The sequence below is a fragment of the Ruegeria lacuscaerulensis genome, from assembly GCF_013031245.1.
In the GTDB taxonomy this organism is placed as follows: Bacteria; Pseudomonadota; Alphaproteobacteria; order Rhodobacterales; family Rhodobacteraceae; genus Ruegeria; species Ruegeria lacuscaerulensis_C.
In genome coordinates, this window is the sequence record NZ_WPZL01000005.1 from 241,606 (window position 1) to 266,356 (window position 24,751).

General features: G+C 54.2%; 27 protein-coding genes and 1 tRNA gene. 15 read left to right on the forward strand and 13 right to left on the reverse strand.

The annotated features are described in order from the left end of the window. Window positions 1-40: 40 nt before the first annotated feature. Genes GOX66_RS09375 through GOX66_RS09385 form a run of 3 tightly spaced genes read left to right on the forward strand, consistent with a single transcriptional unit; the run spans window position 41 to window position 1,254 of the window. Window positions 41-424, forward strand: a complete 384-nt coding sequence (locus GOX66_RS09375; protein WP_170761904.1) for an NADH:ubiquinone oxidoreductase subunit NDUFA12 — start codon at window positions 41-43, stop codon at window positions 422-424. Window positions 425-436: 12 nt separating this feature from the next. Continuing rightward, window positions 437-889 carry an outer membrane lipid asymmetry maintenance protein MlaD gene (gene mlaD / locus GOX66_RS09380; RefSeq protein WP_170761906.1) on the forward strand — a complete coding sequence of 151 codons (453 nt, stop codon included), beginning with the start codon at window positions 437-439 and terminating at the stop codon, window positions 887-889. Next, a complete protein-coding gene (locus GOX66_RS09385; protein WP_170761907.1) occupies window positions 886-1,254 on the forward strand; it encodes a DUF2155 domain-containing protein in 369 nt (122 codons plus the stop codon). The genes mlaD and GOX66_RS09385 overlap by 4 nt, the downstream gene beginning before the upstream one ends. Here GOX66_RS09385 and aat read toward each other — a convergent pair. The 4 genes from aat to GOX66_RS09405 form a co-directional block, all read right to left on the reverse strand. After that, window positions 1,209-1,841, reverse strand: a complete 633-nt coding sequence (gene aat, locus GOX66_RS09390; protein ID WP_170761909.1) for a leucyl/phenylalanyl-tRNA--protein transferase — start codon at window positions 1,839-1,841, stop codon at window positions 1,209-1,211. The two genes, GOX66_RS09385 and aat, sit on opposite strands and share 46 nt — an antisense overlap. Window positions 1,842-1,889: 48 nt before the next feature. Continuing rightward, window positions 1,890-3,239 carry an acetyl-CoA carboxylase biotin carboxylase subunit gene (accC, locus tag GOX66_RS09395; protein WP_170761911.1) on the reverse strand — a complete coding sequence of 450 codons (1,350 nt, stop codon included), beginning with the start codon at window positions 3,237-3,239 and terminating at the stop codon, window positions 1,890-1,892. A gap of 9 nt (window positions 3,240-3,248) precedes the next feature. Next, window positions 3,249-3,749: an acetyl-CoA carboxylase biotin carboxyl carrier protein gene (gene accB, locus GOX66_RS09400; RefSeq protein ID WP_170761913.1), complete on the reverse strand. Its 501-nt coding sequence runs from the start codon at window positions 3,747-3,749 to the stop codon at window positions 3,249-3,251. 151 nt (window positions 3,750-3,900) lie between these two features. After that, window positions 3,901-4,437: a helix-turn-helix domain-containing protein gene (locus tag GOX66_RS09405; RefSeq protein ID WP_170761916.1), complete on the reverse strand. Its 537-nt coding sequence runs from the start codon at window positions 4,435-4,437 to the stop codon at window positions 3,901-3,903. Between the two features lie 205 nt (window positions 4,438-4,642). Here GOX66_RS09405 and GOX66_RS09410 point away from each other — a divergent pair, with 205 nt between their 5' ends. The 5 genes from GOX66_RS09410 to GOX66_RS09430 all read left to right on the forward strand — a co-directional run bounded on the left by GOX66_RS09410 (window position 4,643) and on the right by GOX66_RS09430 (window position 10,561). After that, the gene (locus tag GOX66_RS09410; protein ID WP_170761918.1) at window positions 4,643-5,938 is read left to right on the forward strand and encodes a helix-turn-helix domain-containing protein; all 1,296 of its coding nucleotides are present in this window, start codon (window positions 4,643-4,645) and stop codon (window positions 5,936-5,938) included. A 78-nt stretch (window positions 5,939-6,016) separates the two neighbouring features. Further along, complete coding sequence (locus tag GOX66_RS09415) at window positions 6,017-6,397, forward strand: response regulator transcription factor (RefSeq protein ID WP_170761919.1); 381 nt, start codon at window positions 6,017-6,019, stop codon at window positions 6,395-6,397. Beyond that, complete coding sequence (locus GOX66_RS09420) at window positions 6,394-6,708, forward strand: hypothetical protein (protein ID WP_170761920.1); 315 nt, start codon at window positions 6,394-6,396, stop codon at window positions 6,706-6,708. The genes GOX66_RS09415 and GOX66_RS09420 overlap by 4 nt, the downstream gene beginning before the upstream one ends. Then, entirely contained in the window at window positions 6,696-9,374 is a 2,679-nt protein-coding gene (locus GOX66_RS09425; RefSeq protein ID WP_170761921.1) for a sensor histidine kinase, read from the forward strand. The genes GOX66_RS09420 and GOX66_RS09425 overlap by 13 nt, the downstream gene beginning before the upstream one ends. A gap of 77 nt (window positions 9,375-9,451) precedes the next feature. Next, on the forward strand, window positions 9,452-10,561 hold the full coding sequence (locus tag GOX66_RS09430) for a FliM/FliN family flagellar motor switch protein (RefSeq protein ID WP_170761922.1): 1,110 nt from the start codon (window positions 9,452-9,454) through the stop codon (window positions 10,559-10,561). 11 nt (window positions 10,562-10,572) lie between these two features. Here GOX66_RS09430 and GOX66_RS09435 read toward each other — a convergent pair whose 3' ends face one another. The 4 genes from GOX66_RS09435 to GOX66_RS09450 are packed head-to-tail and all read right to left on the reverse strand — an operon-like array spanning window position 10,573 to window position 12,763. Continuing rightward, window positions 10,573-11,004 carry a protein tyrosine phosphatase family protein gene (locus GOX66_RS09435; protein WP_170761923.1) on the reverse strand — a complete coding sequence of 144 codons (432 nt, stop codon included), beginning with the start codon at window positions 11,002-11,004 and terminating at the stop codon, window positions 10,573-10,575. Window positions 11,005-11,013: 9 nt separating this feature from the next. Further along, window positions 11,014-11,445, reverse strand: coding sequence for a DUF6691 family protein (locus tag GOX66_RS09440; RefSeq protein ID WP_170761925.1), 432 nt, complete (start codon window positions 11,443-11,445; stop codon window positions 11,014-11,016). After that, window positions 11,445-11,867: a YeeE/YedE family protein gene (locus GOX66_RS09445; RefSeq protein WP_170761927.1), complete on the reverse strand. Its 423-nt coding sequence runs from the start codon at window positions 11,865-11,867 to the stop codon at window positions 11,445-11,447. Before GOX66_RS09445 ends, GOX66_RS09440 begins: the two co-directional genes overlap by 1 nt. 32 nt (window positions 11,868-11,899) lie before the next feature. Continuing rightward, window positions 11,900-12,763, reverse strand: coding sequence for an MBL fold metallo-hydrolase (locus GOX66_RS09450; protein ID WP_170761929.1), 864 nt, complete (start codon window positions 12,761-12,763; stop codon window positions 11,900-11,902). Between the two features lie 246 nt (window positions 12,764-13,009). Between GOX66_RS09450 and GOX66_RS09455 the strand changes: the two genes are divergently transcribed. After that, window positions 13,010-13,225 (forward strand): hypothetical protein, encoded by a 216-nt coding sequence (locus tag GOX66_RS09455; RefSeq protein ID WP_170761931.1) that lies wholly within the window; start codon window positions 13,010-13,012, stop codon window positions 13,223-13,225. A gap of 9 nt (window positions 13,226-13,234) precedes the next feature. Here GOX66_RS09455 and GOX66_RS09460 read toward each other — a convergent pair whose 3' ends face one another. Next, window positions 13,235-13,453 (reverse strand): hypothetical protein, encoded by a 219-nt coding sequence (locus tag GOX66_RS09460; RefSeq protein ID WP_170761933.1) that lies wholly within the window; start codon window positions 13,451-13,453, stop codon window positions 13,235-13,237. 162 nt (window positions 13,454-13,615) lie between these two features. Between GOX66_RS09460 and GOX66_RS09465 the strand changes: the two genes are divergently transcribed. Further along, the gene (locus GOX66_RS09465) at window positions 13,616-13,885 is read left to right on the forward strand and encodes a DUF2312 domain-containing protein (protein WP_170761935.1); all 270 of its coding nucleotides are present in this window, start codon (window positions 13,616-13,618) and stop codon (window positions 13,883-13,885) included. Window positions 13,886-14,097: 212 nt separating this feature from the next. Here GOX66_RS09465 and GOX66_RS09470 read toward each other — a convergent pair whose 3' ends face one another. Next, complete coding sequence (locus GOX66_RS09470; protein ID WP_170761937.1) at window positions 14,098-14,973, reverse strand: hypothetical protein; 876 nt, start codon at window positions 14,971-14,973, stop codon at window positions 14,098-14,100. Window positions 14,974-15,155: 182 nt separating this feature from the next. On the opposite strand from GOX66_RS09470, the gene GOX66_RS09475 reads away from it, so the two are divergent. From GOX66_RS09475 to GOX66_RS09490, 4 genes are all read left to right on the forward strand, one after another. Further along, window positions 15,156-15,231: transfer RNA gene (locus tag GOX66_RS09475), tRNA-Thr, on the forward strand. Between the two features lie 79 nt (window positions 15,232-15,310). Next, window positions 15,311-16,726 carry a DUF6538 domain-containing protein gene (locus GOX66_RS09480; RefSeq protein WP_170761939.1) on the forward strand — a complete coding sequence of 472 codons (1,416 nt, stop codon included), beginning with the start codon at window positions 15,311-15,313 and terminating at the stop codon, window positions 16,724-16,726. 35 nt (window positions 16,727-16,761) lie between these two features. Next, window positions 16,762-18,054, forward strand: coding sequence for a hypothetical protein (locus tag GOX66_RS09485; protein ID WP_170761941.1), 1,293 nt, complete (start codon window positions 16,762-16,764; stop codon window positions 18,052-18,054). 705 nt (window positions 18,055-18,759) lie between these two features. Then, window positions 18,760-19,422: a recombinase family protein gene (locus GOX66_RS09490; protein WP_170761942.1), complete on the forward strand. Its 663-nt coding sequence runs from the start codon at window positions 18,760-18,762 to the stop codon at window positions 19,420-19,422. Window positions 19,423-19,579: 157 nt separating this feature from the next. Here the strand turns inward: GOX66_RS09490 and GOX66_RS09495 are convergent, their stop codons facing one another. Both GOX66_RS09495 and GOX66_RS09500 read right to left on the reverse strand, forming a co-directional pair. Then, entirely contained in the window at window positions 19,580-21,196 is a 1,617-nt protein-coding gene (locus GOX66_RS09495; RefSeq protein WP_170761945.1) for a P-loop ATPase, Sll1717 family, read from the reverse strand. A 463-nt stretch (window positions 21,197-21,659) separates the two neighbouring features. Next, the gene (locus tag GOX66_RS09500; RefSeq protein WP_170761947.1) at window positions 21,660-22,112 is read right to left on the reverse strand and encodes a P-loop NTPase family protein; all 453 of its coding nucleotides are present in this window, start codon (window positions 22,110-22,112) and stop codon (window positions 21,660-21,662) included. Window positions 22,113-22,479: 367 nt separating this feature from the next. Here GOX66_RS09500 and GOX66_RS09505 point away from each other — a divergent pair, with 367 nt between their 5' ends. Beyond that, the gene (locus tag GOX66_RS09505; RefSeq protein WP_170761949.1) at window positions 22,480-23,400 is read left to right on the forward strand and encodes a hypothetical protein; all 921 of its coding nucleotides are present in this window, start codon (window positions 22,480-22,482) and stop codon (window positions 23,398-23,400) included. 984 nt (window positions 23,401-24,384) lie between these two features. Here GOX66_RS09505 and GOX66_RS09510 read toward each other — a convergent pair. Then, window positions 24,385-24,543, reverse strand: a complete 159-nt coding sequence (locus tag GOX66_RS09510) for a hypothetical protein (RefSeq protein WP_170761951.1) — start codon at window positions 24,541-24,543, stop codon at window positions 24,385-24,387. Window positions 24,544-24,751 lie beyond the last annotated feature (208 nt).

Sequence of the window (24,751 nt, forward strand, 5' to 3'; positions counted from 1 at the left end):
TGGTCCATATCTGCGGGAATAGAAATGCCGGAGACAGCCGATGGGAATTTTGAACAGTCTTTTGCGGGCCGTAACCTGGTGGAATGGGGCCACTCTGAACACACAGATTTATACCGCACGTAAAGGTGTGAAGGTCGGTGAAGATGACGAAGGCAACGTATTCTATCGCAATGCCGACGACAGCAAACGCTGGGTGATTTTCAACGGCGAGGCCGAGGCCAGCAGGATCGACCCCGACTGGCATGGCTGGCTGCACCGTACTTGGGATGAGCCGCCGACCGACAAGCCGTTGCAGCACAAGACCTGGGAAAAACCGCACCAGGAAAACCTGACAGGTACTGCGTTGGCTTACACGCCTGCGGGATCGTTGCGCCGACCAGTTCCGGTTGAGCGCACGGACTATGAGGCCTGGAGCCCGGAATAAACGAGGCGAGTAATGTCGACCTATAACGTGACCGAAGTTCTCGTCGGTGGGGCCGTTCTGGCCTGTGCCGTTGCTTTTGGCGTCTATGCGAGCCAATCCACCGGCCTGTCGCAAGGTGGCGCGGGCTATGAGTTGGAGGCGTCTTTCCGTTCGCTCGAAGGCGTTGGCGTGGGCACGGATGTGCGCTTGGCTGGGGTCAAGATCGGCACTGTAACGGGTGTAACACTGAACCCTGAAACCTATCGCGCCGATACCACCTTTTCGATCGCGGACGGTATTCTGGTTCCCGATGACAGCGCCATCGTGATCTCTTCCGAAGGATTGCTGGGTGGAAACTTCGTCGAGGTTATGCCGGGCGGTTCTCCGTTTTTCTTTGAGGCAGGAGATCAGGTCGAAGACACACAGGGCGCAGTCAGCCTGATCTCGCTGTTGGTCAAATTCGTGGCCGGGGATGGCGGCGAATGAAGCGTTTCGCCCTGATTGCAGCGCTGCTGGCTGCCACGGGGGCCGCGGCCCAGCAAAAAGTCCATTCCGGTCCCGGAGCGATGATAAGGGGGCTGGACAAGGTCAGCGGCCAGACCGTTGATATCGAAATGCAAAACGGGCAGACCGAAGAGATTTTCGGGCTGGACGTCGCGCTGGGGGATTGCCGCTACCCGGCAGACAACCCGACAGGTGATGCCTTTGCATATTTGACGATTTGGGAAAAAGGCAAGTCAGATCAACTGTTTGACGGATGGATGATCGCTACATCTCCGGCGTTGAACGCGCTGGATCACGCCCGCTATGATGTCTGGGTGATCCGCTGTATCACGCCTTCCGGCGACTGAGCCACCTCGGCGGTGAAATCTGCGCTGGCGTCGATCGCCTCTGTAAGCTCCTGCCGATATTGTGCGCGTGGAATTTCTATGGCCCCCAGCGAGGCCAGATGTGCCGTCAGAAACTGTGTGTCAAACAGCTGAAATCCGGTTTGACGCAGGCGATCCACCAGATACGCTAAGGCGATTTTCGAGGCGTCCGTCCGGCGCGAGAACATGCTTTCGCCGAAAAACGCAGCGCCCAGTGTTACACCATATACCCCTCCGACCAGTGTATTGCCGTCCCAGATTTCCAGCGAATGCGCGTGGCCAGTGTGGTGGATTTGTCGATAGAGGTCTCGTAGTTCGGCGTTGATCCACGTGTCCGCACGATCGGCGCAGCCATCGACTACGCCGCTAAAGTCCCGGTTGATGGTGACGGAGAACCCACAATTTCGGATGCGGCGCGCCAAACTGCGGGAAACGTGGAAGCCGTCCAGAGGGAACACACCACGAAATTTGGGATCGACCCAGAACAATTCCGGGTCGTCTCGGTGCTCGGCCATCGGAAAGATGCCGATGGAATAGCCGTGGAGTAAGAGTTCCGGAGATAAGCTCATGCAGAATGCCCGAAGGTCGAAGGGCGTGGGCCCTTCGACCTTTCTGTTTTATTCAGCCATGTTCTCCGCAAGCCAGCGCTCCAGCCAGTGGATGTTGTAGTCGCCGCTGTGGATGTCGGGCTCCTGCAACAGGGCATGGAACAAGGGTACGGTGGTGTCGATGCCGTCCACGATCAACTCTCCCAATGCGCGGTTCAGACGGGCCAGGGCCTCGTCGCGGTCGCGGCCCTGAACGATGAGCTTGGCGATCAGCGAGTCATAATACGGGGGAATCGAGTATCCGTCATAGAGCGCCGAATCCATACGCACTCCCAGACCGCCCGGCGCGTGGTAGGCCGTAATCTTGCCTGGGCAGGGCGAGAAGTTTGGCAGCTTTTCGGCGTTGATCCGAACCTCGATGGCATGGCCATTGATTACCAGATCATCCTGACCGAATGACATCGGCTCGCCCGCCGCGACGAGGATTTGTTCGCGAACCAGATCGACGCCGAATATGCCCTCGGTCACCGGGTGTTCCACCTGCAGGCGGGTGTTCATCTCGATGAAGTAGAACTCGCCGTTTTCATACAGGAACTCGATGGTGCCCGCGCCGATATAGTTGATCTTGGCTACGGCGTCGGCGCAGACCTTGCCGATCTTTGCACGCTCTTCAGGGGTGATGCAGGGGCCAGGGGCCTCTTCAAACACTTTCTGGTGGCGACGCTGCAAAGAGCAGTCGCGCTCGCCCAGATGGACGGCCTTTCCTTTGCCATCGCCAAAGACCTGAATCTCGATATGGCGCGGCGTGGTCAGGTATTTCTCTATATAGACCTCGTCATTGCCAAAGGCGGCCTTGCCCTCGGCGCGCGCGGTCATAAAGGCGCTTTCCATCTCATTGGCGTTCATCGCGACCTTCATGCCGCGACCGCCGCCACCTGCGGTGGCTTTGATGATGACGGGATAGCCGAATTCCTCACCAATTTTTTTGGCAGTTGCCAGATCTGGCACGCCACCGTCCGAACCCGGAACGCAAGGCACACCCAGCGCTTTCATCGTGTCCTTGGCGGTGATCTTGTCGCCCATGATGCGGATATGTTCCGCGGTGGGGCCAATGAAGGTGATGCCGTGGTCCTCGACGATCTGCACAAACTCGGCATTCTCGGACAAAAAGCCATAACCCGGATGGATCGCCTGCGCGCCGGTAATTTCACAGGCCGAGATGATCGCGGGTACAGACAGATAGCTTTGCGGGCTGGGTGGAGGGCCAATGCACACCGATTCGTCCGCCATGCGCACATGCATTGCGTCACTGTCGGCGGTGGAATGGACGGCGACCGTCTTGACCCCCATCTCGCGCGCAGCGCGGATCACGCGCAGCGCGATCTCACCTCGGTTGGCAATCAGGATCTTGTCGAACATGGGCCCGCCTTACTCAACAATGACCAGAGGTGTGCCGAATTCCACTGCGTCGCCATCGCCCACAAGGATGCGTTTGATGGTGCCCGATTTGGGTGCGTGAATGTGGTTCATGGTTTTCATTGCTTCAACGATCAGCAGCGTGTCGCCTTCGGACACTGAAGCACCGACCGAAATGAAAGAGGGCGCGCCTGGTTCCGGCTGCATGTAGACGGTACCGACCATGGGCGAAGTCACCGCACCGGGATGGCTGGCAGGATCTTCTGCAGCAGCAGGTGCCTCGGCGGCGGCAGGGGCGGCAGCGGCGGCGGCAGGTGCAACCGGAGCTGCGGTTGGAACGGCGACCTGCACGGGGGCGGGCGCAGCCTGGTTCATGCGGCTGACGCGCACATTCAGACTGTCTTCCTCGCCATATTCGCGTTTGACCTGCAGCTCGGTCAGGTCGTTGTCGCGCAGCAATTCAGCCAATGCTTTGATGAATGCCACATCCGCTTCGTGTTTGGTGTCTGTCATGAGTGTCCTCGACGGTTCCCCTTTGGCCCGTCTGTATCGCGCGGGCTTTGGTCTGATTACGCAGCGTTATAAGCCATGCGCCCGGTCATGAAAAGCGCGTCTCGGCCTGTCAGATGGGGGTTTTACCCGAGATTACGAGGGGGAAAGGGGTTTACAGCGGCATTCCAGAAAGTTTCGCCACCAGTTCGGGCAATTTTCGTGCCCCGAATTTCTCTAACAGGCGCGCACGGTAGGCCTCGATCGTGCGATAGCTGAGGCCCAGTTCCACGCCAATTTCCTTTGCGGACAGGCCGCGACACGACAGGATCGCCACTTCGCGCTCACGTGCGGTCAGTTCGACCAGGGGGCGTTCCTCGGAAATATCCGAAAAGCTCCAGATTCCGTGCCGGAAAGGGTCGTCCGGAGTCAGCGAGCGGCCACGCGCACGGCACCAGAACAGATCACCGTCCCGCCGACGCATGACGCGTTCGTCCGTGTAATACCCGGTCGCCCGCATCACCTGCAAACCTCGCGCGCCAATCCTCTCCCAATCGGCCACTGAAGGATAAAGATGCAAAAGCGGCATGTTCCGGTAGTCTTCTTCGCCACCGCCAAACGTGCGGGCGAACTGCAGATTGCAGCGCCGGATGATCCGGTTTTCCAATTCGACCAGGCCAATTGGTGCATATTCAAACGCGGGGTCGCTCATCCGGCTATCGTGCCGGGATTTAAGCGAAATTAGAAGGGGTGATGGACAGATTCTGGTTACGCCTGCAATGCGCCGGGCGGTTTTTTGTTGTTAAGTTTGTAAACAGCCTTTGAAAATTCTGACTTAACTAATAGAAATACATCAGAAGTTCTGAAAATAGGAAGAACTTTCACTAAGAAGGTTCCGCCTTGGGAGGGGCGAGGACATGCGCGATACGTTGACAGGCAGCCGAATTCGGGAAAGGCGCCAGATTGCCGGTCTGAGGCAAGCGGAACTTGCGCGTCAGGTGGGAATTTCCGCGTCTTACCTGAACCTGATCGAACACAACCGCCGTCGGATTGGGGGTAAGTTGCTGGTCGATATTGCGGCGGCGCTGGTCGTTGAGCCTTCGGTGCTGACGCAAGGGATCGAGGCCACACTGATATCCGCATTGCGTGAGGCCGCCGCGGATGCGGTCGGACAGCAAGCAGAACTGGACGGGCTTGAGGAATTTGCCGGGCGGTTTCCCGGATGGGCCGGCGTGCTGGCACAGATGCACCGCCGTGTGGTGTCATTGGAGCGCACCGTTGAGACATTATCCGACCGTTTGACCCACGATCCGCATCTGGCGGCATCCATGCATGAGGTGCTGTCGACTGCAGCTGCGATTCGCTCGACGGCGGCGATCCTTGCGGATACGGAAGAAATCGAGCCCGAGTGGCAGGACAAGTTCCACCGCAACCTGCATCAGGATGCAGAACGGCTGGCGGACAGCTCCAAGTCACTGGTGGCTTATTTGGATGACAGCGATTCTGCCGAGGACCGCCGCGGTGTTCCGCTGGAGGATGTCGAAGCCTTTTTTGACTCCAATGGCCACCATTTTCCCCAAATCGAAGAGGGCGGGGATGGTGCGGATATCGATCTGGGAGAACTGGATTCGAGTGCCGCAAAGACATTGACCCGGGATTTTCTGGACGTTTATGCCTCTGACGCAAGGGCAATGCCTCTGATTGAAGTGAAGGCGGCGTTGGATGGCGCGGGGCTTGACCCTTTACAGTTGGCGGCAAAATTCTCGGTGGATTTGGCGACGGTGCTCAGGCGTCTTGCTGCGCTGCCGGATGGGTATCTGGGTCGGCCGACCGGGTTGGTGGTCTGTGATGCCTCTGGCAGTATATTGTTCAGCAAATCCGTTTCAGGTTTCGCCATGCCCCGCTTTGGCGAAGCCTGTCCACTGTGGCCGTTGTTCCAGGCGCTGAACAGGCCTCTGGTGCCCATCCGCAAGCGCGTTGTGCAGCTCGGCCGAACGGCGGCAGTGTTCGACTGCTACGCGCACGCTTGGCCTCAGGCCATATCCGGCTATGATGAGGGGCCTGTCTATCGCTCGGTCATGCTGGTGCGCTCGGTCGAGGATGTCGCGCAGGACGATCAGGCTGTATCCCGGGTCGGCCCCAGTTGTCGGGTGTGCCCCAACAGCGACTGTGAGTCGCGCCGCGAGCCATCGATTCTAAGCGAAGGTTTTTGACAGTTTCCTGACAGTGCGCGTAAGCTGGAGGCGACAGGTTGGTGGGTATGCAACCCGTCACGGGGAGGACTTAAAATCATGAGCCGTAGGGTTCTGTTAATCGAGGATGAGCCGAACATAGCCGAGGCCATTCGGTTCCTGTTGACGCGCGAAGGATGGCAGGTCGACACGCATGCCGATGGAACGGACGCGGTTCAGGTCATTCAGGGAGCGAACCCTGATCTTGTCATTTTGGATGTGATGTTGCCGGGCAAAAGCGGCATGGAGATTCTGCGTGATCTGCGTGAACTGGAAGACATGCAGGGGCTGCCGGTTCTGATGCTGACGGCCCGTGGCCAGTCGCGGGACCGGGAAATGGCCGAAAACGCTGGGGTCAGTCGTTTCATGACCAAACCCTTTTCGAATACTGAGATGCTGACTGCGGTACGTGACCTGCACGCGCAGGCGACGCAGTCATGAGTCCGGACGAAGACCACCAGCCATCGGGCGCCCGGCCTTCGCTGTTTCTTGAGCGGCAGAGCTATCGTCGGCGCAGGTTGACCGACGCTGCGCGCCTGCTTCCGTTTCTTGGTGCTGCCCTGCTTGCGCTTCCGCTCCTGTGGCCGGGTGGTCAAGACACGCAGGACGGCGTTCCTCTGTCGTCGGCGATCTTTTATATTTTCACTTGCTGGGCGGCGATGATCGTGGCCAGCCTCATTTTTGGGATTGCCGCCAGACGTATGGTGGCACGTGACGATTCCGAGGCGGAGTCGGACCGATGGCAACGCTGAACGTCCTGATCCTGGTTTGCCTTGGTTATGTGGTGTTGCTGTTCGGGGTGGCATTCGCCGCGGATCGAATAGCTGCGGCAGGGCGGGGGGCGTGGCTGCGGTCGCCGCTGATCTATACGCTTTCTCTGTCGATCTATTGCACGGCCTGGACCTTCTATGGTGCCGTAGGTAACGCTGCTCGGTCGGGGCTGGAGTTCGTAACGATCTATCTGGGGCCAACCCTGGTAATGATCAGTTGGTGGTGGGGTCTGCGCAAACTCGTGCGGGTTGGGCGCAGTCAACGCGTGACGTCTATCGCCGACCTGATCTCATCGCGGTATGGAAAGTCCAACACATTGGCGATTTGTGTGACCATTCTGGCAGTGCTTGGTGGAACCCCGTACATTGCGTTGCAATTGCAATCCATCACCTTGTCATTTTCCATCTTTGCCGAGGCCGATCCGTCGGGCTTTTACCGCGAAGGGTCCAGCGTGTTTTGGGTGGCCGCAGGACTTGCCGTTTTTGCCATTCTGTTTGGAACGCGCAATCTGGACGCCAATGAGCGCCATCATGGAGTAGTAACCGCCATTGCGTTGGAATCGGTTGTAAAACTGTTTGCTTTGCTCGCCGTCGGCATCTTCGTGGTTTGGGGTATCGCCGGTGGCGTCGCTCCGATGATGGATCGCATCGACGCGTCGGAGATCGGCCAATGGAACGTGAATGCAGGGCGTTGGACGACGTTGATCTTTCTGTCTGCTGCGGCCTTCATCTGCCTGCCACGCATGTTTCAGGTGATGGTAGTGGAAAACGCGGATGAAGGCCATTTGAGAACAGCTGCCTGGGCTTTCCCGCTTTACCTTCTGCTAATAAGCCTCTTCGTGGTTCCGATCGCGGTTGTCGGTCTGGATCTTATGCCAGAGGGGTCGAACCCGGATCTGTTCGTTCTGACCGTGCCCTTGTCTCAGGGCAATGACTGGCTGGCAATGTTGTCCTTTATCGGTGGGTTTTCCTCGGCTACGTCGATGGTCATCGTAACGGCGATGGCGCTGTCGACTATGGTTTCCAACCATTTGGTCATGCCGATCTGGCTGAGCACACAAGAGGGGTCCGGCTCGGTTTCAGGCGACGTCCGGAACGTCGTTCTGATGGCGCGCCGCGTGTCGATTGCGGTCATCATGGCGCTGGGGTTCTTTTACTATCGCCTGTCCGGGGGTGGGGCCGCATTAACCTCGATCGGGCTGGTGGCCTTTGCCGGGATTTCCCAGATTCTGCCGGCGCTGGTCGGCGGATTGTTCTGGCGGGGTGCCACGCGAACCGGCGCGCTTGTCGGGCTGACGGTCGGGTTCCTGCTTTGGATTTATACACTCTTGCTGCCGGGGATGGGTGGTGCCCTAATGCCCGATTCCGTCCTGCAAAACGGCCCGTTTGGCTGGGGCTGGCTGCGCCCGCAAGCACTGTTCGGGATCGAAGGGATGGACCCGATGGTGCACACCGTGATGTGGTCGCTGTCCCTGAACACGGTGGCCTTTTGCGTCGCGTCGCTGCTGAGCTTTCCCAGCCCGCTGGAGCGCCTGCAGGGGGCGCAATTTGTCAACGTATTCGACCACTCGGTTGCGCTGCGTGGCTGGACCGGCTCAGTGGCGCAGAGCGAAGACCTCATGATCATGACACAGCGCATTCTGGGCGCGGGCCCGGCGCAGGAATTCTTTCAGGCCGAAGCCGAACAGCAGGGCGGTCGCTCCAGCCTGCCTGAACCGACGCCCGCGTTTCTGGAACGACTGGAACGCGAACTGAGCGGCTCGGTCGGCGCGGCTACGGCCCACGCGATGATTGGCCAGATCGTTGGAGGGTCCTCGGTCTCGGTCGAGGACCTGTTAGCTGTGGCCGACGAATCTGCCCAAATGCTGGAGTATTCCAGCCAGTTGGAGGTGAAATCCGCCGAGCTCAGCCGGACCGCGCGACAACTGCGTGAGGCAAACACCAAGCTGACGCAGATTTCAGAGCAGAAGGATAGCTTTCTCAGTCAGGTCAGCCATGAATTACGTACACCCATGACCTCGATCCGTGCCTTTTCCGAGATTATGCGCGACACGGACGGGTTGAGCAGCGAGGAGCAAACCCGCTATGCAGCGATCATCCATGACGAGGCACTGCGCCTGACCCGATTGCTGGACGATCTTCTTGACCTGAGCGTACTGGAAAGCGGTCGGGTCAGCCTGAATATGGGCGGAGACACGCTGCGCTCGGTTCTGGACAGGGCGGTCTCAAGTGCGTTGGCCGGAACCAGTCAGACACTTACAGTGCGCCGGTCAAAGGCATCGGAACGCATTCCGCTGCGCACGGATTTGGATCGGCTGGGCCAGGTGTTCATAAATCTGATTTCGAACGCGCAGAAGTATTGCGATGCCGACGACCCGGTATTGACGATTTCCGCGCATGATGTCGGCGGGCAGGTCGTGATCGATTTTGCCGACAATGGCAGCGGCATCCCGCCCGAGGCCCGCTCTATGGTGTTCGAAAAGTTTGCTCGCGTCGGGGTGGACAAGGCGGGTGGTGCAGGGCTGGGCCTGGCGATCTGCCGCGAGATCATGCAACGCCTGGGTGGCGAGATCAGCTATCTGCCTGGCCAGGGCGGCGGCGCGTTCCGTGTCAGGTTACCGCTGGCGTATCAGCAGGCCGCTCAGTGACGCGGATGTAAAGACATTCGTAACCTGCGGTGGGTTAGACCGGGTATCAGGTTCAGCAACGAATAACGGTTTCGGGCATGACGCAGAGTGTCAGCGCAGCTTTGGTGCGCAAGCTTTCAGCAGGACAGGACGAGCAGAGCGACAAGCCGCGTTCCGTCCTGCGCGCGCTGCGACTTGCCTTTGCCCGGGCGGCCGGGGATGAGTTGCAATTGCCGCTGGCCATCATTGGCGCAAAGCAATCGTGTCAAACGCCGGACGCCCTGACGAGAAATGTTGGGGAAGAGCGGCTCCTGTTGCAGTTTTCGAACAGTGATGGAGCATCAGCAGCTATTTGCATGGATCTGAGCGTTGTATCGGCGGTGGTTCAGGTGCAGACCATTGGTGAGTTGATGCCAGAGCCCCCTGCACCTCGCGCCTTTACGGACACAGATGCCGCAATGGTGGCGCCGTTGGCTGAAGACGCATTGGCGCGTGCCGCGTCGCTGGTGGATGCGCCGGGGGATCAGTCCAACATGTCAGGCTATGAGTTTACTGCTCGCCTTGCTGATCTGCGGACCCTGTCTCTGGCGATGGTCGAAGACGCGTATCGGGCTTTTGACCTGACCGTGGAATTGGGTGGTGGATTGCGGCAGGGGCTTATTTCGGTTTTCTTGCCGGATCGACCAGTTGAGAGTGATGACACCGATCTAAGGCAGGAGGATATCGGACCTAATCTTGAACAGGCGTCCGGTGTTTTACGTGCTGAACTGAACACGGTGATTTGCCGGATGTCGTTGCCGTTGGCCTCGTTGTCCCATTTGGGCGTTGGAGACGTTCTGCCATTAACCGGGTCACGACTGGATCGAGCGGAAATTCTGGCGATTGACCGGACCCGCGCTGCGATTGGTCGTCTGGGCCAATGCGGCGGTATGCGGGCGGTGCGGTTAAATGAAGACACACCGCTGCCAGCGCTATCCCATCCTGCGGAAGAGGAGTTTCTTGAAGCTCGTTCACCTGCCTCGTCGCATGGCACATCGGGCACGCCCGCACCGACGGAAATTTCTCTGGCGGCATCCCCATTCGATCCAAACGCGACAGACGAGATAACGACGGACCTGAATTTCTCCGATTCAGATCAGATTGTGGCCGAGATTTCGCAATTGGCCGGTCTAACGCCCCAGGACGATGACACGAACAGTATCAGTTAATTCCGCGTAAGTTAGTCGGCGGTGTCCCGAATCTGATCGAGAGTTGGACGCAGGTTTTCCAGCGCATAGCCCGCCTTTGTAGTCGCATCCAGAATGTCGTCGGTACTCATCCTGTCGCATTGACCTAAGGCCCAAACGACCGAGCAGCGCGTGCCGGAGGCGCAATAAGCCAGAACCGGTCCGCTGCAGCTTTCCGCCAGATTACGCTGGTGTGCTACGTTTTCGGGCGTCATGGTCTGGTGCGTAAGTTCCAGAACTTCGTATTCCATTCCCGCTGCGCGCACGGCCTCGCCGATCGCATCCGACTGCATGTCTGCCGGGACCTCGGTATTCGGGCGGTTGCAGATGACTTTGACAAAACCGGCTTGGGCAATGGCCGGCACGTCCTCGACCGTGATTTGGGGCGAGACGGCGTAGCGGGGGGTAATTGGTCGAATCTCCATGGCAATTGCTTAGGCCGCGTTTGCGGTTCTGTCCAGTTTCGCGCCCAGGGTCGGGGCTGCATACATTCCGGCGATCATGGCGATCAGAAAAACGACCCCGCCATATCCGCCATAGGTCAAAGAGGCGATGGCGGGTCCGGGGCACAACCCGGCCAATCCCCAACCCATTCCGAACATGACAGAGCCGAGGATGAGGCGACGGTCCGGATCGGACTGCGACATCGTCGGAAACTGTCCCCCGGTCAGAGGCTGGCGATTGCCTGTCAGCCGCCAGGCGATCAGCATGGGCAGGATCGCTCCGCCCATCACAAAGGCAAGGGTTGGATCCCAATTCCCGAACACGTCCAGCCAGCCCTGCACTTTGGTGGTGTCCGTTATGCCTGAGATCAGCAATCCCGCACCGAACAAAGACCCCGCAAACAGAGAGATGAAGATGCGCATCAGATCAACCCCCAGACATGGCGAAGCAGGGCAATCGTTACCCCTCCTGCAGCGATGTAAACGATGGTGGCCACAATGCCGCGCATGGAAAAGCGGGATATTCCGCAAACCCCGTGGCCCGAAGTGCATCCGTTGGCAACGCGTGTCCCGACACCGACCAACAGCCCCGCGGCGATCACGACAGCAATATTACTGGTCAGATGTGTTTCGGGTTGTGGTGAGAGCAGGGGTCGAAGCAAGAACGGCATTCCAATCACGCCTGCCAGAAAACTCAGCCGTTCAACTGTTCTGTCGCTTTTGTCGACCAACCCGCCCAAAATGCCGCTGGCCCCCATGATGCGCCCGTTCCCCAATAGGTAGACGGCAGCGCCCAGACCGATCAGCAGGCCTCCGGCCAGCCCCCACAGGTATTCTGTTTGCATGTTTTGTCCTTTGCCGAACCGGGTTCGGCTTTTCAAAGTTTGTTTACGGGAAGTTTTAGGAAAACATCGCCTTTTTCGTCGGCTGGCGGCATCTGACCCGCGCGCATATTGACTTGCAGAGACGGCAGGATCAGTCGTGGCATCGCCAGCGTAGCATCCCGGGCATCGCGCATTTCAACGAATTCCTCAATGGAACGGCCCTGACCGATATGAACGTTCAGCGCTTTTTGTTCTCCTACAGTTGTTTCCCAGGCGTACTCGTCGCGCCCCGGTGCCTTGTAGTCGTGGCCGACGAATATACGGGTTTCGTCCGGCAGAGACAGAATCTTCTGGATCGACGTGTAAAGCATTTCGGACGACCCGCCCGGAAAGTCGCAGCGCGCAGTGCCGAAATCCGGCATGAACAGCGTATCACCAACAAACGCGGCATCGCCGATCACATAGGTCAGGCACGCCGGAGTGTGCCCGGGTGTGTGCAGGACGTCGCCGCGCATCTGGCCGACGTGAAAACTGTCCCCCTCTCGGAACAGGGCATCGAACTGGCTGCCATCACGTCGAAACTCAGTGCCTTCGTTGAAGATTTTGCCGAAGGTTTCCTGAATGGTGACGATCTGATCACCGATTCCGATCTTGCCGCCAAGTTCCTGTTGCAGGTACGGGGCTGCGGACAGGTGGTCGGCGTGGACATGGCTTTCCAATATCCATTCGGCCCTCAGCCCATTTGAACGTACGTAGTCAACGATCTGATCCGCCGAACTTGTGCCTGTGCGGCCTGACGCGTGATCGAAATCCAGAACGCTGTCGATGATCGCGCACGCAACGCCTTCGGGTTCCTGCACCAGGTAAGAAACCGTAAAGGTCTCGGGGTCGAAAAATGCTTTCACTTTTGGTGTCATCAGGCCCTCCGCCGGTGCAGTCATTTCATATATTAATTACGGAATATGACAGAATCAACACTGCGTGATTTGATACTGGTCAATGCAGGATAATCGTAATCAGAGTAAAATTTCATCATATCGCGTTTGACAGCCCAAAAGGCGGTCAAAAGGCAGGCGGATTTCCGCGTGAATTCGGGTTAATCTCTGAGGGTCTTAAAACAGTTACCTATTTCTGAAAAAGTGATGGCATTAGGGAGGATGGCGATGTCAGCAATAAATTTATATTCCGAAGCCGAACAACTGGAAAAAAAGCTAAAGGGTGCGTGTCTCGATAGACGGCTGGAACTTCAGCCGAGCGTGACCAAAGTGATTGAGCGCATGCGGCAAGAGGGCATGCATGTACCGTCGCGCCTTCGTCGGCTGGATGCGGCATTGTGCGAAGACGCCATGGAAGCGCGTTTCGACAACCTGCCGATTTAAAGCTGGTAGTTATCCGAAGGAAATCCCGAGGATAACAACCATCAGACCGATCACTGACAGAAAAAGCGAGGCAAGGTTCCACGGCAGAACGCCTTGAACAACCGCGCGCAATTCGTCGTCCGACAGGCCGGATTTGCGCGCCCTCATCACTCGTAGAATACACCAGACCAGACCCGCAAGTCCGGCAAGCGACAGGGCGGCTCCGCCCCAGGTGATGAGTTCGAACATGAATCCTCACATTGATTGGCATTTTTACCTGCGCTTAACGGATAGACCCTGTTCGCACAAGTCTGGCCGGGAATGGGCGCTTGCGGCCCGTGCGCTGGCGATGTATCCGGCATATTGCCCGCTGCCAAAGCATCAGTAATCCACCTCTGGGAGAGACAAAAAATGGATGACATGACCGAAGATCAGGCCTCTGCCAATTACCGTGTCACTGCTGGTGAACTGCGCCAGTTCGTTGAACGGATTGAACGTCTGGATGCCGAAAAGAAAGACCTGGCGGAACAGCAGAAGGAAGTGATGGCCGAAGCCAAGGCCCGAGGCTACGACACCAAAGTTATGCGCAAGGTGATCGCTCTGCGCAAACGCGACAAGGACGATATCGCCGAAGAAGAAGCAGTACTGGAAATGTACAAAGAAGCGCTGGGAATGAACTAGGAACAACCGTCCGATCCAGGCTGGCCCCAAATCTCTCCTCGATCCCATAGGTGTGCCAGCCTGCCTTGGGTCCTACCTGAAAAAAGTGCTCTTATTCCAGTACTACGAAGGCAGGTAGTTGTCTTTCAGCCGGGCAGGGCGCGAGACCACGATTTTCGGAATAGTCAGAATCGACACGGTGCAATTTTTCACGCTCGCCAAACGCGCAGAGTTCAGGGCGTCAATATCCGAACGCCGGGCGTAGTAGCAAGCCTTGCCAGATCCTGCTCGTGCAGCTCGGAAAACGCGTCGACAATTTCGGTGTTCCAACCGGGAAGGTCCAGTTCTTCTTCGATTTTGTCCTGCTGGGCATGATCTTCGAAAACTTGGGCAAGATAGTTTCGCAGGTCCCCTTTGTCCTGTCTCTCGTCCTCTTTGACCAGCGTCTGCACCTTCTCCTGCCCTGTTTCGTCAAGCAAAGATAAAAGCAGATCATATTCGTCCGCGAGATCAGTATCCTCGGGCAGATCGCCCAGGGCGCGAACAATATCGCCCCAAATGAATGGGGTGTTTTCGCTGCTCCAAAGTGTGATCTGCACCCCCGGCGCAAGATCTCGGATGTCTTCTATCATGCCGATCCAACTGAGGCAGCTGAGGTCAGTATCTTGAATAATCTTTTCCCGCGTCTCTTCCGGCAATGACATCAAAATCTTGGGGATAAAGCCTCCCAGGTTTCTCAGGCCCATGAACAGTTCGACTTCATGGTCGTGATATACCTGTTCCAGCAGTGCCATTCGACGACCTGCCAGCGGATACAACTGCCCTTCCTGAAGTGCAGTGGTCGTTTCACCCGCAAAATTTCCACTTGAGAATATGACGCGCCGGGTATTCGGTCCTGTTGGTAAAACGTCCCTCAACCGTTCATGCGAGCCAGTGACTGCAGGTTCGTGTACCAGCTCATCAAATGCTGGTTTGAACACCTGTCTGTATCGCCGTGGGCCTATAAGCGCGACACCGTTTTTTTCCAGCGCCCTTGAGTTTATCTGCAGCGACTTGAGCAGTCGCCCTTCGTCGGCAAAAGCCGCCCCCGCGTGGATAGCAACCTGCATTTTCGGCCCTTGTCCTTGCTTCTTGCCATACACGCCGGGTTACAGTCTGGAACCTGAACAGTCAAATCCGCACCTCCATGCAGAGGCGGGTCTTTGTTTGGAGAGAAAACTCTGGAAACCCCACAGGAAGATAAAAATATGGGCTTGCAGTCGCGAACAAGAGACAGTAATCGACACAAAGTGCCCCTATAGCTCAGCTGGTAGAGCAACTGATTTGTAATCAGTAGGTCCGCGGTTCGAGTCCGTGTGGGGGCACCACGAAACTCATGAAATCTCTTAAATATCAAAGTGTTAAATCGCATTCGCTGGATTCGAAGGTGACACACGAGGTGACGCTATGCCTCTAGTCATCGCTGAATTTGGAGCGATTATGATCTCAGCGAAGTACGTTACTCAGAAGAAAGAGGGTGGTGTTTACTACTTTCGACGGCGAGTTCCGGAGGATATGCGGAAGCACTATCCAAGCCTCAGTAAACGGGGTGAAGTATTCAAGTCTCTGGAGACTAAGAGTCTCAAAGAGGCCGCCACAAAGGCTCACAGGCTGGCAATGCAACAGGATGCCTTGTGGAAAAGCCTTCGGAGTGGGGAAGTTACAGCGGGGCCAGAGACAGTTTCTGCTGCCATCGCTCTTCTAGATTCTTTCGGGCTGAAACCCGGGCAGCATGACGAGTACAAAAAACACGGTTTGGAGCCTGACTCCTTTCTGGATGAAATTTTCTTCCAAGCCGGTGTGTTTGGATCGGAAGACCTAACGCCTGACTGGCGGGAACACTTGCCACCTGTTCACCGACTGGCCGCTGAGTTTTTTTATGGGGCGAAGGAACCTGTATTTCTCTCTCAGGCCCTGAAACAGTTTCAGGAACTGAAGGGGGAAGACCCGGAGGCAAAGAAGGGAAAAACCCGTGCCACTGTGGTTATGGAGTTCATTTCCATCTGTGGTGACCTGCCAATTGACCAGTACAAACGCTCCCACGCCAACCAGTTCAGAGACCACTTACTTCAGAAGAAAAACAAGACCGATACCGTAAAGAGGCGATTGAATGACATAAGGCCGATCTTCAATACCATCAGTCGGGAACATGAAATCGAGAACCGGGGAATTTTCGACGCCATCAACATCCCAAACTTAGGTGAAGACAGCAAGGACAGGCTTCCTTTCTCCGCCGAAGAATTAAGCCTGATCCAGTCCGAATGCCTCAAAGCAGATGACGACATTAGGTGGATTATTGCCCTGCTTTCTGACACCGGAATGCGTTGTGCCGAGGCAGTAGGTTTGAGGGCCGAAGACGTTTTCTTGAACGAACCCGCCCCTTATCTGATGTTGCGCCCAAATGAGGCACGGAGCCTGAAGACAAAAGGGTCAGAAAGACTGGTGCCGCTCGTCGGCGCTGGGCTGTGGGCTGTGAAAAGGGCCATAGACCATGCCCAGAACGGTTTTTTGTTCCCACGCTACATCGATTTTCGAGTTTCACCATACGCGAACAAGGCCACTTACGCTTCAAACACAATCAACAAGTGGTTGAGGTCTTTCTCGCTGGACAGGAAGGATCAAAAGTCGGCGCATTCGTTCCGCCACACCGTTCAAGACAGGCTGAGGGACGCCCAAGTACCAAAGGAAATCCAAGACGCAATCTGCGGCTGGCAAACCAAGGGAATGGGGGCGAACTACGGTCAGGGTTACTCGGCTAGTGTTCTGGCTGAACACCTACAGAAAATTGTCCATGCCGGCCTGTTCTCTAACCAACCGCCCTAGGTCCTGAACTTATCCGGCGGCGATGAAATCAGAAAATGCAAGATGACAGGCAAAACATGGCAACTGTTAAACCAGACTTTGAACCCGAAGAATTGAGGGTGGCGAACATGGCGTCCTTGGTGATGCTGCCCTTTTCGGAAGACGCCCATTCGGTGGTGGAGGCCATTCTCCGCCAAACCATTTCGTTTCAACGTAAACAGGGGAGAAGGGAAAGAGGGCTGACAGCTAGTTCAGCCCGGTCTCTAAAAGCCACCATCGCCGCCCTGCTTGGCGACCTGCTGGATGCAGCCCTGAATACTGAGGCAAATGGTTACTGTTGGCGAGAAAGTGACAAGGGAAAGTTCAAAAACACCTTAGCGACCAGTCGGCACTATGAGACCCTAAAGGAAGAATGGCACCTGATGGGGCTGATGGATGTTGTTCCCGGCTTCAGGGGCAGTTCCGATTGGGATGGTGTGAAATACTATCCGGACATGCCGCACAAACGGTGGGCCACACGCCTCAGAGCTACCCCCCTGTTGCTGAACGTGCTTGCTGAACACGGTATCACCCCCCAAACGGTAACGCTGCATTTCAGACAGGACTTGAAGAAGTCCAAACCGCTCACCCTCAGAGCAACAAAGCTAAAGGGTCAAGCCAAGGCTAGAGTTATCCAATACCCCAAAACGGCGGTGTCCGAGGCGCTTGAAGCCGATGTTACGGAAATCAATGCGTTTCTGAGTGAGTGGGAATACAGCTTCGGCGCTCCGCCTGTGTTGTACCGGCTATTCAACAACGGGGATACAGCGGATTATCAGTGGGATATGGGAGGCCGGTTTTATGGCTCTGCGTCAACCTACCTCAACTGGAAATCTGAAGGCAGAAAGGGCATACAGATAGGCGGTGAAGCAACCGCTGAAATCGACATTCAAGCTTGTCAACTTACTTTGCTGCATGGTCTGTTTGGTGTCGGTTATGAAGTCGGAACCGATTTATACCAAATCGAAGGAACTGACCGGGACGACGTTAAGCAGACAATCAATGTCATCGTCGGAAATGGCAGGGTCAGCAGTCGGAGCGATCCCGTCCAAGATAAGGTTCTGGACCGCTACCCTTTTCTATACGACCTAGAGGATAGAGGTCTGAACTCTCTACGGCTTCAAGCAATCGACTCCACTATCATGAACCAAACCCTTCTAACACTGAAACGGGAATACAACATTCCCGCCCTTCCGGTTCATGACTGCCTCATCGTCCGTATCAGAGACATTGATAGCGCTCAGGAAGTCTTTGGTGACGTATTCTATGAACATTCAGATGTGAGACCGACCATGACGGTGGAGCGGTGATGGGGGGCAGTTTCAGGGATGTCTAGGGCTATACATAGATACCCATATACATGACTGTTTAAGCATCACCGCTGATAAGCATACATATGTAATACCTAAGGTTCCTTGGGGGGCATATGTACCTGCTACCTAGGGATATATCATATGCCTACCTATCGGGTTACTATGAACGCTAAGGAATGGCTTTGGTTCTGATGGTTCCGGTTCTGGATGCTTTGTCTGTTGGATCGATCTAAAGCAAATTGGACTCTCAAGAGCGCACCTAATGACCTCTTGGGTGGTATACCCTCTGAAGTCACCTAAAGGCCCTCTGTGGAGTCCTCCGTGGCTCTCAGGGGGGGCTGAGTTCTGGGCGTAATGGCCGTCTTTTAACCTCAATGCTTCCGTTGGGTGCTTAGCGTCATGAAGCACCATTGCGTGGCGCTAGAGGCATAATGAGGGGGATTTCGGCGTTCTCCGAGCCATCTAGGGTTGAGGGGAGAGACCCCAACAAGAAGAACAATAAGAATAGTAGTAAATCCCCTGTTTTTTGAAGTCGGTTTCTCAAACCCACGCCCCCTTCTTGGTGAGGCAGAAACACCTAAGAAGGAACCGCAAAGGCGTTGCAATGAAATGAATTGAACTTTTGTAACACTCACAACCAACGTTGTCCTTAGCAACGACGCCTGATATGTCGGTATCAGAGGCCACCTGAAGGGGAATCCTATGAAGCGATATGTCGTCTACAAAAGGGTCAGCACAGAGGAACAGGGACGCTCAGGCTTGGGTCTTGCCGCTCAGGACAGGGACATTGGGATATTCCTTGAAACCTATTCAGAGGAACCATTTGAGGTCATCGGGGAATACATCGACGTTCAGACAGGCAAAGATGCCAATAGGCCGGAACTTCAGGAGGCCTTGAGACTGGTCCAGAAGACTGGTGCTGAATTGTTGGTAGCCAAACTGGATCGACTGAGCAGGAAGGTTTCGTTCGTAGCTACACTGATGGATGACCCCAAGGTCAGGCTCAGGGTGGCCTCGATGCCCAGCGCCGATAAGTTCCAACTTCACATCTATGCCGCTCTGGCAGAGCAGGAACGGGAATTTATCTCCATCCGCACCAAGGCTGCTTTGGCTGAGGCCAAGGCTAAGGGCGTCAAACTTGGTGGCTTGAGGGACAAGACAAACAATCGGAATGCAGAAGTTCAGAGAAGGGCCAGAGAGAGGGCCGAGAGGGTTTCCGAGATAATACTGCCTCTGAGACGCCAAGGGTTCAGCCTGAGGGCCATTGCTGACGTTCTGAACAATTCTGGGGTGCCAACGGCAAGGGGAGGTGCCTGGCAGGCCTCACAGGTTCAGAGAACTTTGAAGAGAGTTGTGGACTCATGAAACCGTAATGGTGCGGCGTTAATATAGAAAAGCGTTCAAAAACAAAAGAATTTAAAGCTGAGCGTTGTACCATCGATAAAAACACAAGACACTACCTGCCATCTTCTATATCTCAAGTTAGACGGCAGGCATTGCTAGTTCGCAAACTTGCGCTGAATTAAGCCGAACTCAGTTTCCTCCAAAGCATAGGGTGAACATTTACTTTTGTTTGCAAGTCAATCGCGTCGACAGAAATAGGTTTTTGGGACCTGTGAAACCATTGCCAAGACGTTGATGAGTCGGGCTTTATCCCAACTGCGCTCATCAAGTGAAGACGATGAAGAACTTCCTGACCCAAGGCAAAGTGTGCATCGCCGTTATCACCGTCCACCAAAGAGTTTATTTTCACCCAAAGCGGGTCACTTTGCGTTTTTTCAGTGTAGCCAACTTGGTAGAATAAGTGCTCAGTTAATTGGGAGGTCATTAATTCAGAAGCGGAAAAATGCTTTGGCCTTCCTTTGAGAAGAGAAAGTATTACTTCAGCGCTTGGAAACACTTTCTCCCACTCATGGATCAATGCTTCGTATCTGTCTTCAGAGTAAACGCCTTCCGCTGTCGAGAAATCGGACTTGCTTATTTCGGTCTTCCCAGTTGCCACGCCAAAACACGCGTTAACAAACTTAATCGCGTCTCTAGGGCGCATCAAAGTTCTTTCAAAGATGTAATTCCAAGAGGATTCTTTCCCTGAATACGACTTCTTAAAAACATCGAAGAAGTGAACATTTTCAGAAGTGTATTTCCATCTGAAAAGGTAGTTTATTCTTGTGTCCACCAATTGCCAAAGCTGATCCTTGCTCCACCGGATGCGAACAATATAGTCCTCGTTTTTCTCTAGCTGTGTCTTTGAGGGAGGATGCTCCAAGTTCATTTTTTCATACACGTCATTGCGCAACGCGATCACGGGTTTGAAGTTTCTGATCTTCCTCATCTTTTTGGAAGCTTCGAATAGTGAGTGGATCAACACGTTCTTAAGTTCCGGGTCCACCCAATGTTCATCGATCCTATCAATAAGCAAAAAGTACTTTCGAGACTGGTTCGATAACTCGCTTGAAATAGCTGAGATAATTCTTGCCAAGTCTGACAAAAGCGCGGAGTTTACAAACTTCTTCGCTCGCTCTTGAAAATGCTCTGTTTTATCTTTTCCAAGGTTCTTGGCGTATGCCGCTCGCGTTTTGGCTTTATGAATTTCACCACCGAATTCTGCTTCAACCTTCTTTTCTAGTTTTTCCGTTTCCTCGATTATCGTTCTGTCAATTGTATTCCAAAATTGATTTTTATGAGAGCCAACGAAGTCTTCAAATATTTTTTGGTTTCCAGAGTTTCCTTGGAACAGCCGAGAGAAAAAAGTACTCTGCCGGTCGTCATGTTCGTCAAAATTCTTCGCCATTTTTAGTAGCTCTATGCACATGACGTGCATCCAAAGGTATCTAAAAAAGAAAGAAAGATCGACGCCAATCTTCTTGAGAAACATAATGTTGTCGCTATTGGCTATGTAATTCATAGCCATATCGTCTAGATCAAGAAATGTAGCTTTTTCTTCGTGATGCTCAATCATTTGGAGCAAGGCTGACTTTCCGCAACCCGTACTCCCCAGCACGAACATCTTTGAGTTGCTGAGGTCTCGTACGGTGGCAAGTGCTTCGTTGTCGACATAACAGTTTATTAGAAATGTTGTGTCTTCTTCTGCCTGTACACTTCCGATGGAAGTGTCGGTTCTTAGTATCGGTTTATTCAACGCTTACTCTCGCATAGGTATTATTGGGCTGACTCAAACGCGCGTTTAGGGATATGTGTACAGTTTAGATTTCGGCAGGATTGTCAATGAACTGGAACGTACATGGTGCGTTTGAACAACACTAGTTAGCCACGCTTTCTTTTGGTTCATAAGTGAGGGCACAACTTACTACCTTTGCTTGCCAATTGCCGCCGGTGCTCAGAGGGCCGCTACTGCCGTCTGGAAACGCCTGAAGCCAGAGCAAGGAAGTGTGGGCCGGGTACTGCTAGTTCGGCTGGGGGCTGGATCGAAATCTACCCGCTCACGGCAAATAATGAGACAGGCGCAACGGCATTGGTATGCTCGAAACTCGGCATCAACCAGAAAAGCGCGAAACAGCAGTTTGGCTACTGTTTCGCTTAACTTTCTGATGACACTGTATTACCAGCGCTGGCCGGTCATGGCGATAGAAAGGCAAGATGCATTAACCAAGTTCGTTTTCCGCTTGATGATCAGCTTCCATAGCTATGTCCAAGGCCGTATGGATCATGAAAGCTTCCAGTAATGACAGACCATAGTCTGTTTCAATGGGAAGCATGTCTTCTGTGATGGTGTTATTCACGTAAGATTCTACGTCCCAGAGTTTCATTGCAAGCTTTGGATTTTCGGCTTCCATGCGCCAAAGTGCTCGTTCGAAGGCATGATTTGCTATCCTGATTGCCTCGCGGCGCAATGCACCCGTTAACGGCACTGCTGTGATTTCAGGAGGCAGTTCTTCGTCCGGCTTGGATTCCGCGTTTGCGGATAGGTCACTCCACGCTTGAAAGCCTTCTCGAACAGCAATGCGGTTCAGCGCTTCAGTGCGAGTGATGTTGTCAGCTTTCGCCAGTTGCTTGGCCTCGCTTTTGAGGACCGGAATAGGTTTAGAAAGTTTCATATCGAACCTCCAAGTGAGCCGAATTCACAATCCCTCCTTATGCGAATGCCCACATGGCAAATTCGATGATCGATTAACCCTACACGCTCAGTGCTTTCCCGATTGGAGGGAGGTGGTCTGGGTGGACCGCTAGCGAGGTTGGCATAGTCAGGCTTTACCTTCAAGATCAAAGTTACCCTTCCTAGTCGTGATCCGTTCACAGTATTTTTGACTCGTTGGCTTTAAAGAGCGTCACGAAATACGATCACATTCCGCGAACGTGTGTTGTCCTTTCAATTGGTTTGATCAGTGATTTTGATTGCAATTCTTGGTTGAAGTGGTCCTATTGGCACAACGGCAGCCTACAGGTAGATTTCCTAAAGAAACTATGATTGAACAACCACTTACAATTTACTTCGATCTGTCCCCGGATGCGCGCCCGACAATCGGTGCCGTAGGTGAGGCAATGGTGCAATTCGAGCGTATGGCTGGGGAAACTGTTTTCCTGATGGAACCCGGCATAGAATTTTCGCTGGTCTACCAGTATTCCGCGCCCGGTAGCCTTCGGATTATCGCTGGCTTACGTGGATTGGTAACTAAGGAAAGATTGTCAACGCTCGCGATAATCATCGCAACGACTCTTGTGAATAACGGCTTATCGCATATTCAAGGCAAAGCAATGGATGAAGCCATTAGAGCCGTCGCTGGCGCAGAAGCAAACACGCTAACAGATGAAGACATCAAACGGATTGCTGAAGCAGTGCGAAGTGTTGAGCGGTCCGAAACCGTAACTCAGCCGCGTCGCGAATTCTATCGCGCTGTGGAGCCGGACAAAGCTATCACCGGTATCGGCGCTGCGCCCTCGGAAAAGGCTGCTCCGCCTGCAGTGGTGGTTCCCCGCGCTGAGTTCAATGACCGTGCTGGGCCAGCCATCGAAACGTTGATCGAAGAAATAGAATCTCAACGTGTTGTGTCGGAACGGACGGAAGTCGTCTTGGTCCAACCCCCTTTGATAGAAAGCAACAGGCAATGGCGCTTCTTCTGGAATGGTCAGGAGAAAGGGGCGAAAATGCTCGACGAACACTTCAAGCAGCAAGTCTTGGAGGGAACGACAGACCTCAAGCTTGCTGGCGGTGTAATTCTGGACGTTACCCTTGAAACCACACAGGTGAAAAGGGGTGGCCTTTGGCACAACAATTCATTTGCTGTAGTTCAAGTACATGGTTGGAGACAGAACGCAGAACAAGCAGAATTATTGCTTTCGCATGGAAGCGATGACGATGACCAAAATGATCAGAACACCCAATAATACAGGCCACGCAGTTTCAAATCCGACCCATTCGACAAATAGTTGGAGCAGAACGACAGTTATGGCTATCGCAGCCAACTCTGCGACAAATTTCATCAGCCGTTTTAGGTAGTTTTCATCCACGAGATTACGATCTGTTGCTCCCTAGAGAGAGCGTATGCCAAATCTATTGCAGGATGGTAAGAAATTTTATCCAGTCCAGTAAAGAACGTCAGTTAAGTACCATGCAGGAAACTGACCCAGTGTCCTATAGCCTGCGAAATTCACACCACAGTAAGAAGTTCTACCTATGACGGACGGCGCACGGCCAGAAACCACAGGAGGCTTTGCGCATTTGCTCGAAAATACCGCAGCCACCGGACCAAATCAAACCGATGGTTCCACAGGCCCTGTATCAGAAATTCACGTGAGCCGGTTGTGGGCAGGCGCTCCTTCTTTGCCAGTTTGGGACCTGTGCCAAAGTGAGGAAATTGAGGCTCTTCTGATCGCTTATGTTGTCGACGGCCTCAGAGACAACGCTTGAGAAGAGGTGACATAAACGGGGCCGCTGAGGGGAGTTGTAATCTTGATAACGCAATAAAAAACAGATACTTATGGAGAATTAAAAGTTGGAAAAAATCAGTGTGGGGGCACCATTAAATTAAAACAACATTTTGATTTATTTGATATTTTCGATTTTACCTCTCTTACTATCCACCCATTAATCCACCCTTGCTTGCGCGCTGCTTGACTGTTTGGCGCATGTTAAGGAATCGTAAGGTTGGCAAAAGCTGGCGTTGAATAATGTTGAATTGCGGAAGTACGCAAAAGCAGGACTGGCCGGTTGCATATTCGAAACAACTTAACAACTTATGCCTCCCCCGCCCAAGCTTTCGGTGAAAATATTGCAGCTGCTTTAGGCTCGCAGCGGTCAACTGTTCATTAATTTGGCATGAATAGAACAATTCCCCTAATGACCAAACACGTACAATTTACGTTGGGCATTTATTCACGGGGTTCGCCAAGCAGGAGTTGCAGAAGTGACGCCAAGGCAAGACAGACACCCCAGAAAAAGACGAACCCAACAGCAAGTAGAGTGGCACCCAACAGGCCAGCTACGGTGTAGCCAATGAGGGTTGCGACGATCAGAAGGAACCAAAACATCAGGCTGTTTCACTTTCTTTGGGTAGATGTTGAATTGCACTCTACAGGTCGGCCTCGCGCTTTTTGCCGCGAAGCTCGTTATCATCGTTTTTGCATTGTTTCGACTAAGTGCCCAAATGGAATACAGGCAAGTGTCGAGCAGCATGCCGGTCAATAAAGTTGCGCGTGAAACACACGTGGGTATTCTCAGTTACCGGGTATATCACAC